We start from the raw sequence: 19,282 nt of genomic DNA, 5'->3' as shown, positions 1-19,282 counted from the left end.
GTAGTGACCTTAAAGTCAAGCGACAAGCCAGATGTCGCTGCCTTGTCCTACGTAAAACAGATTTTGCAAAGGACGCTTCATGAAAATCGGCGAACTTGCCAAGGCCACCGGCACGCAGACCGAGACCATCCGCTACTACGAGCGCGAGAACCTGCTGCCGATCGCGATGCGCACAGAAAGCAACTACAGGGTCTACAACAGCAGCCATGTCGAGCGCCTGGCCTTCATCCGCCATTGCCGCTGCCTGGACATGACGCTCGATGAGATCCGGGTGCTGTTGCATTTCAAGGACGCTCCGGATGAAAACTGCGGCGCGGTGGACGCGCTTCTTCAGGAGCACATCGGGCACGTGGTCTCTCGCATCCGGGAACTCCAAGCACTGGAGTCCGAATTGCGCAGCTTGCAACAGCAGTGCTCACCAGGCCACCTCGCGGGTGAGTGCGGCATCTTGGGCGGGTTGGCCAATGCGGCACTTCAACACAATCACATGCAGCCCAGCGAGGCCCACCCGCCAGGTGCCCATCGTGATATCGGCGTGGCTCCCAGGCAGCGGGCCAACAAACGATGCTGACTATCAGTGAGCGCGAATTTCTATCCCGACACTTGTCACTCCGTTCTCTGACCTGGCCACGGGCTTGCCCTGGTGCATGCGGGCAATCGCGCCTACGATGGCCAAGCCCAAGCCATGGTTGCTCTGCCCATGGCTGCGAGCAGGATCCGCTCTGAAGAATCGGTCAAACAGCTGGGGGAGGATCTCGGGATCGATGGTGTTGCCGTAGTTGGTGACACTGATCAGCACACGGTCCTCATCAACAGTTCTAAGGTTGATCTGGACGATTGAGCCAGTGCTGGCGTAGCGAGTGGCGTTTCCCAGCAAGTTCGACAAGGCCCGGCGCAACAACGGCACGTCGAAGGAACCGTGCGCATCGCCGACCACTTTCGCTGTCAGGCCGGCCTCGGCCAGTGCGGCCTCGTGGTAGTCCAGTACGTCAGCAGCCATCGATGCAAGGCTCGCCACGGATACGCGACGCGCTCCCACTCCCCGATCCGCCTGGGAAAGGAAGAGCATGTCATTGACGATGCCGGTCAGGCGATGCAGTTCCTCCAGATTAGACGCCAGCACCTCGCGAATGTCCGCCTGATCAGGGCGCCGCAGCGCCAGTTCATTGTTGGCAATGAGCGTGGCCAAAGGCGTGCACAGCTCGTGCGCCACGTCCGCATTGAAGCCCTCCATCTGTGAGTAGGCCTTCTCAATGCGGGCCAGGAGCGCGTTGAACTGGTCGATCAGAGGCACGAGTTCAAGTGGCTGCTCTGCGCCGTCGAGCCGCTGGTGCAGGTTGTCCGCCGACACTGCCCGCGTCTGGCTGGCCAGTCTTCGAACGGGCGCCAGGCCCAGGTTGACCAAGGAAAAGCCACCCAGAGATACCACGATGGCGCCTCCGATCGCCGCGACCAACAGGGTGAGCGCGAGCCGGTGCAAGAGCTGGTTATCGGTCTGGATGTCCAGCGACAGCTTGACGCGCAAACCTTTGGCGGGAGTCTGGCCCACCGGCTGCGCCACCTCGAACTGCCGTTCACGCCATACCGTCTTCGCATTCTGGTTGCGGGTATGGGCATAGAGAACGAACCCGTCGGCTTGCGCTACTTCGAGCGACAGATCCCCGTGCCCCACAAGGAAGTCATCGAGTTTGTGCGCAAGGTTTTCCGAATCCCCATGCTCCTTGCCATCCAGCAGCAAGTGACGAATGACATTTTCCTTTTGCGCCAGCGTTTCCTCTTGCCGGTCTCGGAAATTGAATTCGGTCACCAGGTAGACGGCCAGGCAGACCAGCCCGAGCCCGGCAAAGCTCTGCAGTGCCAGCCACCACGACAACCGCTGGCGCAATGAGCGATGTTGGACCAGCGCCTTCATCCGTTGCGCTCCTCCATGACGTATCCCATGCCCCGGATGGTGTGCAGCAGCGCAGTATCAAAGGGCACATCGATCTTGGTGCGCAGACGTCGGATTGCGACCTCCACCACGTTGGTATCGCTGTCAAAGTTCATGTCCCACACCTGCTCGGCGATCTCGGTGCGTGAAAGCACTTCGCCCTTCCTTCTCAGGAACAGGGTGAGCAGCAGAAATTCCTTGGCGGTCAGTTCCAATCGTTGACCACCTCGGGATGCCTTGCGCCGCACCAGGTCGACCTCCAGGTCGGCCAGACGCAGTTGCGTGGGCTCTGCCGCGTCCCGCGCACCTTGGGTGCGCCTGAGCAGAACCTGGATGCGGGCGCTCAACTCGGAAAAGGCGAAGGGCTTGACCAGGTAGTCATCGGCGCCAGTTTGCAGTCCCAGCACGCGGTCCTCCACACTGACCCTGGCCGTCAGCATAAGCACTGGGGTCTGCCTGGATTTGCGAAAGGCCGTCAGAAGGCTGAAGCCGTCGATCCCTGGGAGCATCGCGTCCAAGACCAGCAAATCGTGCCTGCCTTCCAGAGCCATGTGAAGGCCATCCACCCCGTTGTGCGCCACGTCCACCACGTAGCCGACCTCGCCCAGACCCTTGCGCAGGTACTCGGCCAGCTTGACTTCGTCTTCGATGAGCAGAATTTTCATGGTGCCATTCTCGAAGAATGCAGGCCCTTCGTAGATTACGAATTTGTCATCTGGCTGTTGGTGCCTTGTCGGGGGCCGTTTTCTACAGTTCACCCCATGTCGCAAGGCATAGCCCAGGCAGGTTGCCGAAGGCTCACCACAAGCAAGGGACAACACCATGATCATCCGCAAACCTCTCGCACTTTCCCTGATCGCCCTGGCCATTGCCGCTCCCGGCCTGGCATCGGCGTCGTCGCTGTACCACCCCGCAGGAGGTGAGGTCGGTTTCACCACCCATCCCGACCACGTCCAGGGCTCGTTGTCGCGCGGCGACGTAATTCAGTCGGTCGCGACGGCTCGCCAGGATGGGACCTTGGCGATCCTTTCGCGCGGTGGTGCGGTGCCTGTCAAGGCGACCGGAGCGTCAAAGACCCGTGAGCAGGTGCAACAGGAATACCTGAACATGTCAGCCGCCGACAAGCAGCGCCTGCAGGAACTGCACGGCGCGGGCGGCTGATTTTTCGACACAATTGCTCTAGAACGGCCATCAATCCACACGCGATCACTTCATGGTCGCATGCTAGACTTCAAAAATGCGCCGCTTGATAGCTGTTTTTATGCTTGCACTGCTACCGTTCCAGTTCAGCTGGTCTGCGGTAGCTGCCTATTGCATGCATGAGAGTACGACGGCGCAGGCGCAGCATGTGGGACATCATGAGCACAAACATGATGCTGACAAGGCGGTCCACCAAGCCGACAAGGGCGATCAAAGCGCTGGTCAGTTTGATATCGACTGCTCGGTCTGCCATGGTGCCGGCATCGGTGCCCTCAATTTCTCTTATGCCAGCCAAGGCGCCTCGCACGATGGCAGTGTGGGTGCCCAGCCCCATGTGCGACTCGCTGGTGTAACACCCACCCCCCCTGACCGCCCCCGGTGGTCTGTCCTCGCCTAATCGGCGGGGCTTCTCTCCTTCTCCCAGTTGTCCGTGTCCGCCCCAATGGCGGATGCAGTTGCGCATGCCGCGACTGTGACGAGTGACGAGTTGACAGCAACTGCACGGTTGCCCCCCGCTGATCCTTCGTGTTTTGAAATCACTGGAGAATCGGATGTTCAAGGGTATTTGCTTTCAAGGAAAGCCAGACGCACGGCGCGGCCGCAAGAAAATCAAGCTCGCAACGGCTGCCGCAGCCATACTGCTCGCCACGTCCACCGGCGCCTTTTCCCAAGGCATGACACAACGACCCGTGGCCGGCTCGAATGCCTCTGCCGACGTTGCAGCACCCGTAGCGCCGTTGTCGCTAGCCAGGGCCATTGAACTGGCGCTGGAGGGAAACCCCGAGGTGGCTGCTGCGACTCGCCAGTTCGAGGCCACCGAGGGGCAAGTTCTGCAAGGACGCACTCGCCCCAATCCCGAGCTCGCCTATTCGCTGGAGGACGCGCGCTCGAAAACGCGCACCCAAAGCTGGCAACTCAACCTTCCCGTGGAGTTGGGCGGCAAGCGCGCGGCCCGTACCAAGGCGGCCGAGAAATCGCGCGAGCAAGCGCAGGCCCAACTCGACGAATTGAAGGCGACCGTGCGAGCCAATGTGGCTGCAGCCTATTTCGATGTGCTGACTGCACAAGAACGCCTGGCGCTCGCCCGGGACAGCGTGGCACTGGCCAAGTCGTCTACGGACGCCGTTGCCAAGCGCGTAGCCGCAGGCAAAGTGTCGCCCGTCGAAGAGTCAAAGGCCCGCGTGGCGGAAGCTGGAATCCGGGTTGAACTCTCCCAGGCAGCTAGCGAAGAACGCAATGCCTTGTCGCGGCTGTTCGCGCTCCTGGGAAAGATCGAGGCGCCTTTCACGGCCCTGGAGGGCAAGGCAGAAAACATCCCTGCGGTGCCACAGCTCGCCGATCTGCAGCCACTGATTTCTTCTTCTCCAGCGATTGTCCTGGCGCGGATCGAGGTGGATCGGCGCAAGGCCCTGACCGACCTGGAGCAGAGCAAGCGAGTGCCGGATGTCACCGTCAGCGTTGGCATGCAGCGCAGCAACGAGACGCAGCGAAACGTGCTTCTGTTCGGTGTCTCCGTGCCTTTGCCGGTGTTCGACCGCAACGAGGGCAATCTGCTGGAGGCACTGAAGCTGGAGGACAAGGCACGCGACGAATTGCAGGTTGCCACTGTGCGCCTGCACAGCGAAGTAGCGCAGGCTCGGGAGCGACTCGCCACGATCGCATCGGAGATCCAGGCCCTGCAGCAGGACGTCCTTCCGGGGGCGAAGTCGGCGTATGACGCAGCCACCATTGGATTTGAAAACGGCAAGTTCAATTTCCTGGAGGTGCTGGATGCGCAGCGTACCTACTTCACAGCCAAAGCCCAATACCTCAAAGCACTTGGCGAAGCGCACCGCGCAGCGGCTGATGTTGACCGCTTGCTCGGCGGCACTACCGCTTCCCGCCTGATCGCAACGCAGAACTGAGAATGACCATGAACACCAGCAAATCCACCATCAGCAAAAAGCACCTGATCGCCATTGCCGTCGTCCTCGCATTGGGGGTCGGGGCCGGCGCCTTCATCTTGCAGGGCGGCGGAAAGCCCAAGGCGGCAGCTGCCGAAGGCGATGGCCACGGGCACGGCGGCCACACTGAAGCCAAGGGCCACGGCGACGGTGAGCACCACGGCAAGGCAGGAGAAAAGGGCCACGACGATGACAAGGGCCATGCGGACGGCGAGCACCACGAAAAGAGCGAAGCCAAGGGCGCTCACGGCGGTACCGTTTTCAAGGAAGGCGATTTCAGCCTGGAGGCGCTGCTATCCGAGGACGGTGGAGAGCCGCGGCTGCGCATCTGGTTGTTCGACAAAGACAAGGCGCTGCCGCTGAATGCCGCGACGGTCACCGCAACGGTGACCCGCCTGACAGACGAAAAGCAGAAGCTGACTTTCGTCCAGGAAAAAGACAGCCTGGTCAGTAAGGAAATCGTTCCCGAACCCCATGCATTCGAGATCGAGATCATCGCGCAGACGGCCACCGAGCCCTTCATGTTCGTGATGAGCAAGGAAGAAGGCAAGGTTGAATTGGCAGACGCCCAGATCAAGGCTGCCTCGATCACGGTGGATACGACATCCGCCGCCAACATCAAGACGGCACTTTTGCTGCCCGGTGAGATCAAGCTCAACGAAGACCGCACCTCGCATGTGGTTCCACGGCTCGCCGGCGTGGTGGAAAGCGTCAGCGCCAGCCTTGGCCAGGTCGTCAAGAAGGGACAAGTCCTGGCTGCCATTGCCAGCCCCACTGCCTCGGAGCAACGCAGCGAGCTGCAGACGGCCCACAAGCGCCTTGCGCTGGCCAAAACTACATACGAGCGAGAAAAGAAGCTGTGGGAGCAGAAGGTATCTGCCGAACAGGACTACCTGCAGGCCAGGCAAGCCCTGAGCGAAGCAGAGGTGGCTGTGGCCAACGCCAATCAAAAGCTGAGTGCGCTGGGTCTTTCCACCTCGTCGGCTTCCGGTCTCAACCGCATCGAGCTGCGTGCGCCCTTTGACGGGATCGTCATCGAGAAGCATCTGAGCCTGGGCGAAGCCGTCAAGGAAGATGCTGCGGTGTTCACCATCTCGGACCTCTCCACCGTTTGGGCTGAAATCAACCTTCCAGCGAAGGATCTGCCGTCGGTGCGGGTGGGGGAGAAAGTCACCATTAAGGCCACTGCGTTTGATGCGTCGGCCACGGGTACGGTTGCTTTTGTGGGCGCGTTGATCGGCGAGCAAACCCGCACAGCCAAAGCCCGCGTGGTTCTGGACAACCCCAAAGGCGCCTGGCGCCCCGGCCTGTTCGTGAACGTCGAGGTGATTTCTGAAGAAACAGCGGCACCCGTGACCATCTCGGCTGACGCGGTACAGAACCTTGGAGACAAGCCCGTTGTCTTCCTGAAGGTCAACGGTGGGTTTATTGCTCAGCCCGTGAAGCTGGGCCGCAGCGATGGCAAGCGGATCGAGGTCCTTGGGGGCCTCAAGGCCGGCATGCCTTACGCCTCGACTGGCAGCTTCGTCGTGAAGTCTGAGCTCGGCAAGGGATCTGCCGAACACACGCACTGATCCCGGAGCCTATACATGTTTGAAAAACTCATCCGATTCTCGATCGAGCAGCGATGGCTGGTGCTGCTTGCGGCCTTCGCCATGGCGGCCTTCGGCGTCTTCAGCTACCAGAAGCTGCCTATTGACGCCGTGCCCGACATCACGAACGTCCAGGTCCAGATCAACACTCAGGCAGCCGGGTACTCGCCCCTTGAGACCGAGCAGCGGGTCACATACCCGATTGAGACGGTCATGGCCGGCCTGCCGAACCTGGATCAGACGCGGTCGCTTTCACGGTATGGACTGTCGCAGGTCACCGTCATTTTCAAGGACGGCACCGACATCTATTTCGCCCGCCAACTCGTCAACGAGCGCATCCAGGAGGCGCGGGACAAACTGCCGGCTGGCATCACGCCAGCGCTGGGGCCCATCTCGACCGGACTGGGGGAAATCTACCTTTGGACCGTCGAAACCAAGGACGGCGCGAAGAAGCCCGACGGCTCACCCTACACCCCGACCGACCTGCGCGAGATCCAGGACTGGATCATCAAGCCACAGCTGCGCAACGTTCCTGGCGTGACGGAAATCAACTCCATCGGCGGCTTCGCCAAGGAATACCAGATCGCACCCATCCCCGAGCGCCTGGCTTCGCTGGGCGTGACGCTGCAGGATGTAGTGACGGCTCTGGATCGCAACAATGGCAACGTGGGCGCGGGCTACATCGAAAAGCGCGGCGAGCAGTACCTCATCCGTGCGCCTGGCCAGGTGAAATCCCTGGAGGACATCGGCAACGTGATCCTCAGCAGCGCCAACGGCGTGCCCGTGCGCGTCAAGGACGTGGCCGAAGTGGGCATTGGCCGGGAGCTTCGAACCGGAGCTGCCACTGACAACGGACGGGAAGTGGTTCTCGGCACGGTGTTCATGCTGATTGGAGAAAACAGCCGGACCGTCTCCCAGGCGGTAGACAAGAAGATGGTGGAGGTCAACAAGAGCCTTCCAGAGGGTGTGCATGCGGTGACGGTCTATGACCGCACGGTGCTCGTCGACAAGGCCATCGGCACGGTGAAGAAAAACCTGCTCGAAGGCGCGGTTCTCGTGATCGTGATCCTGTTCCTTTTCCTGGGGAACATCCGCGCAGCGATCATCACCGCAATGGTCATTCCCTTGTCGATGCTCTTCACGTTCACGGGCATGGTCCAGTACAAGGTGAGTGCCAACCTGATGAGCCTGGGGGCCCTGGACTTCGGCATCATCATTGACGGAGCTGTCGTGATCGTTGAGAACTGTGTTCGGCGTCTTGCCCACGCACAAGCGCATCACGGGCGGCCGCTGACCCGGGCAGAGCGCTTCCATGAAGTGTTCCTCGCGTCCCAGGAATCGCGCCGCCCCTTGCTGTTCGGGCAACTGATCATCATGGTGGTGTACCTGCCCATCTTCGCGCTCACGGGTGTTGAAGGAAAGATGTTCCACCCGATGGCATTCACCGTGGTTGCCGCTCTGCTGGGAGCGATGATTTTGTCGGTGACGTTCATTCCGGCAGCGGTTGCTCTTTTCATTGGCAACCGGGTCAGCGAGAAGGAGAACTTTCTCCTTGGCTATGCCAAACGCATGTACGCCCCGCTGCTCGATCGCGTGATGGGCGCCAAAACGCTCGTTCTCACCATCGCTGCAGTCGCTGTGGTCTTGTGCGGATTGATCGCTACCCGCATGGGCAGCGAATTCGTTCCCAACCTCAATGAGGGTGACCTTGCCATCCAGGCGCTGCGCATTCCGGGGACCAGCCTGTCCCAGTCGGTGGCTATGCAGCAACAGATCGAGCGGACACTGAAGGCGAAGTTTCCCGAGATCGAGCGCATCTTCGCGAGAACCGGTACTGCCGAAATTGCGTCGGACCCCATGCCGCCGAACATTTCGGACGGGTACATCATGCTCAAGCCCGTGGACGAATGGCCTGAGCCACGCAAGACCCGAGACGAGCTGCTTGCCGCGATTCAGGAAGTCCTTGGCAAAATTCCTGGCAACAACTACGAGTTCTCCCAGCCCATTCAGTTGCGCTTCAACGAGCTGATCTCGGGTGTGCGAAGCGACGTGGCGGTGAAGATTTTCGGTGACGACATGGATGTGTTGAACAAGTCCGCCGAAGAGGTTTCCGCCATGCTGCAGAAGATCCAGGGGTCATCCGAGGTGAAGGTCGAGCAGACAACCGGCCTTCCGATGCTCACTGTGAACATCGACCGCCAGAAGGCCGCACGCTATGGCCTGAATGTCGCCGACATCCAGGACACCGTGGCCACGGCCATCGGCGGACGTGAGGCCGGCACCATGTTCGAGGGCGACCGCCGATTCGACATCCTGGTTCGACTGCCCGAAGCCCTGCGCAACGACCTGGAGGGAATGAAGCGGCTGCCCATTGCGCTCCCACGCTCCGGAACGGGCACGGAGGGCAAGACAAACTTCATTCCGCTGGGTGAGGTCGCTACTTTCGATCTAGCGCCAGGACCCAACCAGGTCAGCCGCGAGAACGGAAAGCGGCGCATTGTGGTGAGCACCAACGTGCGCGGACGCGATGTGGGATCTTTCGTGGCTGACGCCGAGCAAGGCCTCGCTCAAATCAAGATCCCTACGGGCTACTGGACGAGCTGGGGTGGAACCTTCGAGAACCTGCAATCGGCTACGAAGCGCTTGCAGATCGTCGTGCCCGTGTCCCTGCTGCTGGTCTTCGTCCTTTTGTTCGCGATGTTCGGAAACGTCAAGGATGGATTGCTGGTCTTCACTGGTATTCCATTCGCGCTGACGGGCGGCATCTTGGCGCTTTGGCTTCGCGATATTCCGATGTCTATCTCCGCGGCGGTAGGATTTATTGCGCTGTCGGGGGTGGCCGTTCTCAACGGGCTGGTGATGATTTCCTACATCCGAAGCTTGAGAGAAGGCGGTGTGGGCCTTGACGAGGCGATCCGTGAAGGCGCTCTGACCCGCTTGCGACCCGTTCTGATGACCGCCTTGGTGGCCTCACTGGGCTTCATTCCCATGGCCATCGCTACAGGCACCGGCGCTGAAGTCCAGCGTCCCCTGGCAACCGTGGTGATCGGCGGAATTCTTTCATCCACGCTGCTCACGCTTCTCGTGCTGCCGATTCTTTATCGGCTGGCCCACAGGCCCGATGAAGAAGCTGAGGACGTGTCCGCTGAGCCCTCTCACCCGGAAGCACCGAAGCCCGTGTAGCCGTAGACGGTCCCGCTGATCGCGGGACCTTCCCTTTTCTCCAACCCCAAAGGAACTGCCATGAAACTCTCCCATCTCATCCTCGCCCTCACAGTGTCGATCTCGGGCGCGGCCGTCGCTGCCGACAACCATGGCCACGACGTAAAGCCGATGCACGGTGGTGCTGTCGCCGAAGCCAAGGACGTCGAATACGAATTCGTTGCCAGTGCCGACAAGCTGCAGCTTTATATGCGCGACCATGGAAAGCCAGTTGCCGTGGCGGGGATGACCGCCAAGGTCACTCTGCTGGCTGGCAGCGAGAAGCAGGACGTTCAACTCCAAGCCGGTGACGGCAAGCTGGAAGCCACGGGCAGCTTCAAAGTCCCCGCCGGTACCAAAGCCGTCGTCGCTGTTTCGAAGGCCGGCAAGTCTGTCGCCTCGGTCCGTTTCACGCTGAAGTAACACGAACGCCGCCTGGACCATCGCCCCCGCAGCACTCAAGGGGGCGATTTCGCTGTCTGCGATCAACGGTTCGACACCGTAGTGGCGGGCATGGACCGCCCCTCGGCGCTTTGCATGTTCCCGTCCCCAGGGGCAAAAGGAGCGATCCATGTCAATGCAAGCGGCTGAGGGAGGGCTCTTTGCCAAGCTGTTCTGGATCTGGATCGGCTTGTTGATCTCTGTGTTTGTGTTTTGGCGGCTGCGGCACATGTGGCTCAAACGCCATCCCCCGATGGAAATTCGAACCAAGTACAGCCGGCGCCTGGCCAAGCGACTGAGGGAGCGGCAGGCAGTCCGGTTGAAATGCCGAACTACTGGAAAACCGCAGAACCGGCGCCGACATTGAGCACGAAGGGCCCGAACGCGACCGCAGACAAGCCCAGTCAACGGAGTAACCGGATTCAATCTCAGGAGACAGACCATGGGTAAAGGTTCCGATCACGCCTTGCCGGCGGCGGGAAACGAAAAGGCATTGCGCTACGCGCTGATGCTCACCGGCGGCTTCATGCTGGCCGAAGTTATTGGCGGCGTCATGCTCAATAGCCTGGCTCTGCTGTCCGATGCCGCACACATGTTCACCGACGTGGCGGCTCTGGCCATTGCGCTGGCGGCCATTCGCGTCGGGCGCCGGGCTGTAGACGACCGTCGCACCTTCGGGTATCACCGGTTCGAGATCCTGGCCGCCGCGTTCAACGCCTTGCTCCTGTTTGGCGTCGCGGCCTACATCCTCTACGAGGCGTGGCAACGCTGGAGCAACCCGCCTGCGGTTCAAACCACGGGGGTACTGGTGATCGCCGTCCTTGGCACGATTGTCAACCTCGTGAGCATGCGCCTTCTATCCTCTGGCAAGGATTCCAGCCTCAACGTCAAAGGCGCGTATCTTGAAGTGTGGAGCGACCTGCTCGGCTCGATTGGGGTCATCGTGGGGGCGTTGGTCATTCTGTTCACGGGATGGAACTGGGTAGACACCGTCATTGCCGTAGCTATCGGCCTGTGGGTGCTGCCACGCACCTGGATCCTTCTGAGGGAGACGCTCAACATCCTGCTGGAAGGAGTCCCCGACGGCATCGACCTGCCTCAGTTAAAGCAGGCATTGGCGGATTTGCCAGGGGTGACCTCCGTCCATGAGCTGCATGTCTGGGCAGTGAGCAGCGCCAAGACAAGCCTTAGCGCGCACATTGTCTACAACCCCGAAGCGGCAGACCCCGGGGCCATGCTGGCAGCCATCAATCAGATGCTGGCAAAGCAATTCGAGATCACCCACACCACGATCCAGTTGGAGACCGAAGCGTGCGATAGGGCTGTGGTCGACGCTTCGAATGCGGGTGCGGATCACTGGAAGGCTTCTGTGTGATCCCCGCGCGGATGTCCACCGCCAGTTCATGCTTGCCACAGGTCAGCGCACGCCTGTTGCGCTGGCTGGCGCTGTGTGTCGTGACCGTGCTGGTCGCTGGCTGCGCCACCCCCGTGTATGAGGGCTCCCTGCCATGGGCAGATGGTTGGCGAGTTGGTAAGGTCAGCAGGATTGAAGCCACGGCGCAGGACTTGGCGTTCTATAAGCGCCGATGCATGCCCACACAGCTTGGGCGCGCGCCAGAGCGCTTTGCCATCGTCCAGTGGAGAGAGGTGGGTCGCTCACGCTGGACCGTTGCGCGTCTCCCTGCAGATGTGAGCGTGGTTGCTGGAGAAGCGGTCTACGTTAAGGTATGGGATTGCTCAGCGACCCTGGTAAAGCGGAAAGAAAGCTAGAGCCGCGATGCGGCTCAATTGGGCAGTCGAGACAGCACCGACGCTGGTCCAGCGCAAGCACTCCATACCTTACCGGCGGCACCAGGCCCTCAACCCTTGAACGACCCTGGCGCCCACCCCAAAAGGGCGTGGAATGAGCGCCAAGCCAACTCGCGGGATTCTGAATCGGATGTTCAGAGATCTTGGCCATTGCGGTGGCCCGAATGCGCGGCCGTCGAGCCAGCGTGGTGCGGGTGGTATTGGCCAGGGAAGATTTCGTTGAGTTTGCGACCATCCTCGCCTGCGGCCATCAGGTCGCCGGTATGGATGGCCTGTGCGAGCTCCTCTTTGACCTGCTCACGGGTCTTGCCGGCCTGCGCCACCTTGGCTGGAAACAACTCGGGCTGCAGTTCGTTGAGCTTCGATCCGGACTCGCCGGCGGCAAGCATGTCGCCGGCACGAACGGCCTGTTCCAGTTCAGCCCGCACCTGTTCCCGGGTCTTACCCAGTGCTGGGGTCGTCAACTGATAGCGGCCGGAGTTGAGCTCGCTGACTTTGGCGCCGATTTCCCCGCCTGCCATGATGTCGCCGCTGCGCAGTGCTTGCGAGAGTTCGGCTTTGACTTCATCGCGGGTCTTGGATTTGGCGCCATGGTTTGCATCGAAGGCGAATGCAGGGGCTGCGCTCAGCGCGAGGATGATGATGGTGGTCTTGAGTTTCATGATGGTCCTTGAGGTCAATGGTTAGAGGGAAGCCCGGTTGGGAATTCAGGAGATGCAATCTTTCCTGCACCACGGAGACAAGTCTAAAAAGCTGGCCCCCACACGGCGCTGACCGCTGCATTACAGTTTTGTCAGCACGGTGTCTAAGTGCAGCCACGCTCAACTGCGACCCGTTTGGGGGCCTCCGGCGGTCCGGCTCCGCTTAGCCTCTGGATTGGGAGATCACAAAGGGGGGGCCACCTGTGGACGTAGCCTCCTTGTAAAAACACCCCCTCCCGACGCGTTACATGGCGCCAACCCGGCTTTGGCGGCATTTCGCAGCCATCACAACAGATAAACCCTTATTAACTGGTTTGAGCTTTCTAAAAATTTCTCCACTCCTTCCTCGATAGATGGTATGTAATATCATGGTATGTAATACAGTACGAAAAAATCGGAGGAAGCCATGGCCAGAGCGGGAATCTACAAGTCTGAAGTGTTGCGAGCCAGGGATAGGCTGATCAGTCAGGGCAAGTACCCGTCCATCGATGCGGTGCGCGTCGAGTTGGGCAATACCGGCTCCAAGGTGACCATCCACAGATACCTCAAGGAAATCGAAGACGAGGAAGCCACGGCCACGGCACCCAAAATCAGCATCAGCGATGAGCTCGCCGAATTGGTAGGCCGCCTGTCCACCAGGTTGGAGTTCGATGCCAATGCGAGGGTCGTTGCACTGATGGAGGAGTTCAACGCCAAGGAAGCGCAATACAAGGCCAGCCTGGAGACCTCCAAGAGCGAAACAGCCGCGGCCAGGCGGCAGCTAGAGCAGACCCAACTGGAGTTGGCCAGGGAACGCGAATCCTACGAGCACGCCGGCAGGCAACTGGCCGCCAAGGCGATCGAGCAGGCACAGTTGGTCGAGCACACGACCCAATTGCAGACCCGGCTTGAGAGTGCCCAAGCGCACAGCCAGTCCCTGGAAGAAAAGCACACCCACGCCAGGGAGGCGCTGGAGCACTTCCGCGAAGCGTCCAAGGAGCAGCGCGAGCGCGAGCTACGCCAGCACGAGCACCAACTTCAGTATCTGCAGACGGAACTGACCAAGGCCAATGCGGCCGTTTCGGCCAACCAGCAGCAGATGCGCAACGACCACCAGCAGAACCAGGCGCTCGCGCGCGAACTGGCGCAGCTCAAGTCACAGTTTCAGCAGCTACAGGCGCAGTTGCTGGCTGCACAGCAGGCTGCCGAGGGCTTCGCGGGCATGTCCCAGCAGCTGGAGGAAATGTCCGCCAAGGCCCTGGGCCAGGAGCAGGACCTTGCCCGCCTGCACACCGACTTGCACCAGGCCACGCAGCGGAACCTGGAGCTGGAGCGGCTGCTCGCCGCGACAGCTGCGGCGGATTCGGCACGCCAGCAGCTGACAGAGGAACTGATGCGCCGCCTGGACACCCTTCAGGCGCAGCCGGAGCCGCGCACAGCAAAAGGAAAATGATGGAGGACCCCTCGCGGCAAGTTCGCCATCACGGCCATGTTTGCGTGCCAATGCCACGGCCCTCGATCTAGCCCGGGTGGTCAGCGCGATTGCCGGACGACTCCCAGTCGCGTCGCAAAGAATTCCTTGCTTGCTCAGTCCCTTCGGAGCAAAGTGCGCTGCTGCTTCGCACCCCGCACGCTGCGGTCGACGAGAGTGTCATTATTTCAAGGGAGATCCCATGAAATTGAACCAATGGACCGTTCTGCTCGCGCAGGCTACGGCCTGCATATCCGTCAACGCCTCGAATGTGGACCCGGTCGAGCTCGCAGAGATGAAGAAGATCGCATTCGAGGAGGGGGCTGTGCGTGTGGCCATTGTGGCTTCAAAGTCAGCGCTTCCCCCAACCACCGCGAACGACTATCCGGTCCTGTCCAGAGATCTCAAAACTAGAACCGATTCCATCAAAGCGGAATTGGGAGCCTACATGTACCGTGGAGGTTCTTGGAGCAGCCCCACAGGGCAGTTTGGTTTGACATTGAAAGCAGAAGGACTGGCCATTTTGGAAAGCAGTCCGAACGTCATCTCGTTTCGGCGGGATACCTCTGAAAAAACACGTAGCGCCGCACATGATCTTGATGGCAGTTTGAGTGCGCTCAAAAAACTCATCAAACAGAATGGAAGTGCGGCAGCGGAGGTGGTATTGAATAGCGCGACGGTGCAGTATCAAATACTGCCAGACGCATCCACGAAGATCATCCCATCCAAGGAGTTGGATGAGGAGTCAGAGCGTTTGATCAGTCAGATAAAAGCGGCAGATCTCGAACCCAGTCGGTTCGTCGACTCGATCAGTAAAAGCCCGTCGAATCCTGCGTTGGTCTTGGCCGAAATCGACTTGGCAACGCTGATAACGCTGCAGAGCCACCCTGCAGTTCGGTCCCTTCGCCCCCTTGGGTACAAGGATCCGCGCGTCGCTACTTGGTCGTCATGGGCGTTGGAGGATGCCGAGCGAGAGGGGACAGTCGAAGTCACCATCATGATCCGGGGTGGGCTCTTCTACACCACAAAGGTTCGATGGAACTCGCCGGCAGGAAGGAATCAAGCAAAGGCAAACCGCCAGGCTCTTATCGAGGTTTTGGCGAACGCTGGCATCAAAGCCCAACCGGAACAACCAGCGCGCGACACTATAGGTTCGGCACATGTACGCTTGACGCCTGCGCAATACAAGCGGCTGAAGGACAACGATGATCCACGGATCCTGGAAGTAGCTGCCAACCGATTGGGAGGAGTCAAAGGACTCAGCGGAAGCGTTCCCCTTGTCAACGCGCCCACCGCCTGGGGTTCAGGCTTCACCGGCACCAATCAAGCCATCGTTGTCATCGATGAGGGGATCCGAAAGTCCCATGAGATGTTCAGCATGAATGGCGCTACCAAAATCATCGGCGAAGACTGCTACGGGACCCGCACTATCAGTGGATGGCGCTCTGTGTGTCCGAATCCAAATGACAACTGGGATAGTCCTGTTGGGACGCCGAATTCCGGTGAACCAAATCCCAATATTGCGAACTGCCTGAATGTGGACTTTACACAATGTGATCACGGCACTTATATGGCTTCGATCGCCGCCGGCATTGCTTCACCAAACGTCTTGGGTGGAGCGCTGCAAGGGGTAGCACCAGGGGCACAGTTGTATTCGATGAATGTGTTTTCCTACAACATGACGTCCACACCAAAACAATCGGGCTTCCATATGTCTGATCTGGACTTTGCATTGGAACGGGTAGTCTATCTTTCGGGCGCGGCGAATGCGGATCCCGACTCACCAGCGCAAATGGTGGTGAACATGAGCATTCGATCTCTACCCACTTATGGCAGTGACTGCGATGCCGCAGCGGGGGCCGTGTGGCTTCAAAATTGGATCGACTACCTCTACAGCGCTGGTGTGCCCGTCGTGTCCATCACGGGCAACTATGGAATTCTGAACGGAATCAGCCATCCCGCCTGTTCAGAAAACGTCATCAAGGTAGCAGGTGTACCGAACGACGGAGTTGGGCTGACCCGAGCAAGCTACTCGAATCTTGCAGCCCCGAGCAATTTCACAAAGCCAATCTTTTTCGCGCCCGGAGGAGAAAAGCCCGAGTTCGGTGCACCGTTAGTCGGTGCCGGGCGAGCAACGGCCACGGCCACTTTCAGCGGATGGGGCACCTCTCAGGCTGGCGCCCATGTGTCTGGACTCGCAGCATTGTTCAAAAGCCGTTACCCAGTCGCGGGTGTAGATGCCTTTATCGATTGGGTCAATGACTACGCAAGTGTGCCGATGAGCGTCTCCATCCCCGCGGGAACATTTCAGTACCGGCGCATTGCTTATTCAACCGGAGGACCTTAGTCGGTCCTGGCCAGGCATAGGCAACTTACTGCTACGCGGAGCCAAGTGGTAGCCGTGCAGCCAATAGCAAGACAACCATCACCGTGCATCTCACCCCAAAGTGATCTCCCGATGAACCGTACCCCTATGCATTGGCCGTCACTGCGCGGCGGGCTGCTAGCGCTGCTGGCGGCCGCGCTGTTCGGCGTGAGCATGCCGCTGGTCCAGCACTTCGGTACCGGGCTGGGCGCCTTTACCACCGCTGCTCTCCTGTATGCGGGCGCGGCGGCGGTGGGCGCGCTATCGCGCCAGCGGGTCGATCAGGAGGCCCGCCTTGCGCGCGGCGACCTGCCCCGGCTGTTGTCCATGGCCGCTTTCGGTGCCGTACTGGGCCCCGTGGCCATGGCCTGGGGCCTGCAGCACACCAGCGGCACCGGCGCCTCGCTGATGCTGACGCTGGAGGCGCTGTTCACGGCTGTGCTGGCGCGCCTGCTGTACGGGGAGACGATGGACCGCCGCGTCTGGGCGGCCATGCTCCTGCTGCTGGCCGGTGGCATGGCGCTGGTGCTGGACCAGGGCCAGGCCGGCGGCAGCCAGCTTTGGGGTTTGCTGGCCGTGCTGCTGGCCACGGCCGCCTGGGGTGCGGACAACACACTGTCGCGCGCCCTGGCCGAGCGCGACCCGGGTCAGGTGGTGCTGGGCAAGGCGCTGCTGGGTAGCTGCGCCACCGCAATGCTGGCCTGGGTCTTCGATGACCCGCTGCCTTCGATGGGCGCTGCGCTGGCCTTGCTGGCGGTGGGTGCCACCGGCTACGGGCTGAGCCTGCGCTTTTACCTGCTCGCGCAGCGGGCCTTCGGCGCTGCACGCACGGGCTCGGTGTTCGCGTTTGCGCCCTTCATCGGCGCGGCCCTGGCCATCGCGCTGGGCGACCGCAGCGGCAACTGGGCCATGGCGGCGGGTGGTGCGCTGATGGTGCTGGGCGTGCTGCTGCACCTGGCCGAATCGCACGGCCACGAGCACCAGCACGAGGCCATGGAGCACGAGCACGCCCACCGCCACGATGACGGGCACCACAACCACAGCCACGCGGTGATGCCGCAGGGGCCGCACAGCCATGCACACGCGCATGAGCCGCTGCGCCACGTGCACGCCCATGTGCCGGATGCGCACCACCGGCACGGGCATGGATAGATCCAGGCCTTTTCATGGCAAGGTCCCGGTGATCGGATACGCTGTGCATCCTGAATGTTCGCAGGGAATCCCCCATGGGCACTGAAACGCATTGGGAATCGGTCTACGGCACCAAGTCGCCTGAAGCGGTGAGCTGGTATGCGCCGCACCTGCTGCAGTCCCTGCACTATGTCCGCAGGGCGGCCCGCTCGAAGCAGGCGTCCATCATCGACGTGGGCGGGGGCGAGTCCACGCTGGTCGATGACCTCCTGGCCGATGGCTACCAGGACATCACGGTGCTGGACCTGTCGCGTACGGCGCTGGAGGTCACGCAGCTGCGGCTGGGCCCCAGGGCCGCCGAGGTGGCGTGGCTTGCGGCCGATATCCTGGAGGTGGGGCTGCCTGCGGCGTCCGTGGATGTGTGGCACGACCGCGCGGTGTTCCACTTTCTCACCAGCGATGCGCAGCGTGAGCGCTATGTGGCGCAGGTGATGCACGCTCTGAGGCCCGGTGGCTTTGCGATCATCGGCACATTCGGGCCGCAGGGGCCTGAGAAGTGCAGCGGTCTGGAGGTTTCCCGCTATGCACCCGACGAACTGCACGGTAGGTTTGGCGCACCCTTCGAACTGATCGACAGCCACACCGAGATCCACACCACGCCCTGGGGGGCGCCTCAGCAGTTCGTGTATTGCTTTTGCCGGCACCAAGCGCAATAGTTCCTATGTGGCTTCGGGCTGCATTCAAAGACGGGCGGTTTTCCGTTAGCTCATCCACGCCCTCCATACCCGTCCCTCCAATCCACTGTGCCAGCGCCTCGATACCGCGACACGTTTCCGCAGCGAGCGCTCTGTGGCACAGAATGAATCCCGCCTGGGATCACTGCTTGTGGAGTTCCAGAGAATTCACCAGGCCCCGGTGGAGGCTCGCGCCACAATGGGCTACGCTGCTTTCAAGCTCTTTGAATGGAGATCGTGGTGCCTAGGACAATGACCCAAATGAAGAAACGCCTGGAAGAGGCGATGAACGACGCTTACGAGGCAGAGGAGATCATTCCACTGTTGAAGGAGGTGATCGCCAAATTCGAATTGGTGCCGGGCGACTTGTTTGAAGTGGCTGCACTTGAAACGAAAGCTGTTCCGAGTCTGCCCCCCCCAAGTCCTAAGCCTCTAAGCAGTCAGATGGGCATGTACCAAGATGATCAGGGCAACACATGGGGCGGCAAAGGCCGTCGCCCCAACTGGTTGAACGACGCCCTGGAACACGGCAAGCGCCTTGAAGATTTTTTGGTCCGCGGGAGGCGTCTCCGCGGCGCTAAGTAGTTGTGCTCTAAGGGAATTTTGACTCAGGATTCTGATCCTGCACAAAAACCGACATTACCCCAATACAGGCATGGCCAAAGCCAGTGCCCCCGTGCAAGGGCCGCCAAGCCGCGTAGGCGGCGTTTCGCTTGCGTGCACCGGGGGCGTCCCCCTCCCGACTCGCGCAGCGAGACGAGAGAGGGGGAAGGCGCGAAGCGACT

At 60.8% G+C, this 19,282-nt stretch carries 16 protein-coding genes; 13 read left to right on the top strand and 3 right to left on the bottom strand.

The annotated features are described in order from the left end of the window. The first annotated feature begins 79 nt into the window (after nucleotides 1-79). Nucleotides 80-571 carry a Cd(II)/Pb(II)-responsive transcriptional regulator gene (gene cadR, locus ACSQ9E_RS12400; RefSeq protein WP_436217950.1) on the top strand — a complete coding sequence of 164 codons (492 nt, stop codon included), beginning with the start codon at nucleotides 80-82 and terminating at the stop codon, nucleotides 569-571. 3 nt (nucleotides 572-574) lie between these two features. Here the strand turns inward: cadR and ACSQ9E_RS12395 are convergent, their stop codons facing one another. Beyond that, a complete protein-coding gene (locus tag ACSQ9E_RS12395; RefSeq protein WP_436217949.1) occupies nucleotides 575-1,912 on the bottom strand; it encodes a heavy metal sensor histidine kinase in 1,338 nt (445 codons plus the stop codon). Further along, nucleotides 1,909-2,595: a heavy metal response regulator transcription factor gene (locus ACSQ9E_RS12390; RefSeq protein ID WP_436217948.1), complete on the bottom strand. Its 687-nt coding sequence runs from the start codon at nucleotides 2,593-2,595 to the stop codon at nucleotides 1,909-1,911. The genes ACSQ9E_RS12395 and ACSQ9E_RS12390 overlap by 4 nt, the downstream gene beginning before the upstream one ends. Nucleotides 2,596-2,752: 157 nt before the next feature. Between ACSQ9E_RS12390 and ACSQ9E_RS12385 the strand changes: the two genes are divergently transcribed. The 7 genes from ACSQ9E_RS12385 to ACSQ9E_RS12355 all read left to right on the top strand — a co-directional run bounded on the left by ACSQ9E_RS12385 (nucleotide 2,753) and on the right by ACSQ9E_RS12355 (nucleotide 11,682). Further along, nucleotides 2,753-3,091 (top strand): hypothetical protein, encoded by a 339-nt coding sequence (locus tag ACSQ9E_RS12385; RefSeq protein ID WP_057267505.1) that lies wholly within the window; start codon nucleotides 2,753-2,755, stop codon nucleotides 3,089-3,091. A 76-nt stretch (nucleotides 3,092-3,167) separates the two neighbouring features. Next, the gene (gene czcI / locus ACSQ9E_RS12380) at nucleotides 3,168-3,527 is read left to right on the top strand and encodes a cation efflux protein, CzcI family (RefSeq protein WP_082608095.1); all 360 of its coding nucleotides are present in this window, start codon (nucleotides 3,168-3,170) and stop codon (nucleotides 3,525-3,527) included. A 154-nt stretch (nucleotides 3,528-3,681) separates the two neighbouring features. Further along, nucleotides 3,682-5,034: a TolC family protein gene (locus ACSQ9E_RS12375; RefSeq protein ID WP_436217947.1), complete on the top strand. Its 1,353-nt coding sequence runs from the start codon at nucleotides 3,682-3,684 to the stop codon at nucleotides 5,032-5,034. A 2-nt stretch (nucleotides 5,035-5,036) separates the two neighbouring features. Continuing rightward, the gene (locus ACSQ9E_RS12370) at nucleotides 5,037-6,647 is read left to right on the top strand and encodes an efflux RND transporter periplasmic adaptor subunit (protein WP_057267508.1); all 1,611 of its coding nucleotides are present in this window, start codon (nucleotides 5,037-5,039) and stop codon (nucleotides 6,645-6,647) included. 15 nt (nucleotides 6,648-6,662) lie between these two features. Continuing rightward, nucleotides 6,663-9,848: a CusA/CzcA family heavy metal efflux RND transporter gene (locus tag ACSQ9E_RS12365; RefSeq protein WP_436217946.1), complete on the top strand. Its 3,186-nt coding sequence runs from the start codon at nucleotides 6,663-6,665 to the stop codon at nucleotides 9,846-9,848. A gap of 60 nt (nucleotides 9,849-9,908) precedes the next feature. Further along, nucleotides 9,909-10,289 carry a hypothetical protein gene (locus ACSQ9E_RS12360; RefSeq protein ID WP_057267510.1) on the top strand — a complete coding sequence of 127 codons (381 nt, stop codon included), beginning with the start codon at nucleotides 9,909-9,911 and terminating at the stop codon, nucleotides 10,287-10,289. 460 nt (nucleotides 10,290-10,749) lie between these two features. Next, the gene (locus ACSQ9E_RS12355) at nucleotides 10,750-11,682 is read left to right on the top strand and encodes a cation diffusion facilitator family transporter (RefSeq protein ID WP_057267511.1); all 933 of its coding nucleotides are present in this window, start codon (nucleotides 10,750-10,752) and stop codon (nucleotides 11,680-11,682) included. 568 nt (nucleotides 11,683-12,250) lie between these two features. Here ACSQ9E_RS12355 and ACSQ9E_RS12350 read toward each other — a convergent pair. Continuing rightward, the gene (locus ACSQ9E_RS12350) at nucleotides 12,251-12,778 is read right to left on the bottom strand and encodes a DUF4148 domain-containing protein (protein WP_057267512.1); all 528 of its coding nucleotides are present in this window, start codon (nucleotides 12,776-12,778) and stop codon (nucleotides 12,251-12,253) included. Nucleotides 12,779-13,223: 445 nt separating this feature from the next. On the opposite strand from ACSQ9E_RS12350, the gene ACSQ9E_RS12345 reads away from it, so the two are divergent. From ACSQ9E_RS12345 to ACSQ9E_RS12325, 5 genes are all read left to right on the top strand, one after another. Then, nucleotides 13,224-14,249, top strand: a complete 1,026-nt coding sequence (locus ACSQ9E_RS12345; RefSeq protein ID WP_436217945.1) for a DNA-binding protein — start codon at nucleotides 13,224-13,226, stop codon at nucleotides 14,247-14,249. A 220-nt stretch (nucleotides 14,250-14,469) separates the two neighbouring features. Further along, nucleotides 14,470-16,614: a S8 family peptidase gene (locus ACSQ9E_RS12340; RefSeq protein WP_436217944.1), complete on the top strand. Its 2,145-nt coding sequence runs from the start codon at nucleotides 14,470-14,472 to the stop codon at nucleotides 16,612-16,614. A 111-nt stretch (nucleotides 16,615-16,725) separates the two neighbouring features. Beyond that, nucleotides 16,726-17,784 carry a DMT family transporter gene (locus ACSQ9E_RS12335; RefSeq protein WP_436217943.1) on the top strand — a complete coding sequence of 353 codons (1,059 nt, stop codon included), beginning with the start codon at nucleotides 16,726-16,728 and terminating at the stop codon, nucleotides 17,782-17,784. A gap of 74 nt (nucleotides 17,785-17,858) precedes the next feature. Further along, a complete protein-coding gene (locus ACSQ9E_RS12330; protein WP_057267515.1) occupies nucleotides 17,859-18,479 on the top strand; it encodes a class I SAM-dependent methyltransferase in 621 nt (206 codons plus the stop codon). A 279-nt stretch (nucleotides 18,480-18,758) separates the two neighbouring features. Further along, on the top strand, nucleotides 18,759-19,082 hold the full coding sequence (locus tag ACSQ9E_RS12325) for an H-NS family nucleoid-associated regulatory protein (protein WP_082608124.1): 324 nt from the start codon (nucleotides 18,759-18,761) through the stop codon (nucleotides 19,080-19,082). The last annotated feature ends 200 nt before the right edge of the window (nucleotides 19,083-19,282 follow it).

Source organism: Acidovorax sp. LjRoot118, from assembly GCF_964253575.1.
Classification (GTDB): domain Bacteria; phylum Pseudomonadota; class Gammaproteobacteria; order Burkholderiales; family Burkholderiaceae_C; genus Acidovorax.
Note: the sequence above shows the minus strand (reverse complement) of the source record. Positions and strands in the feature narration are given on the sequence as shown.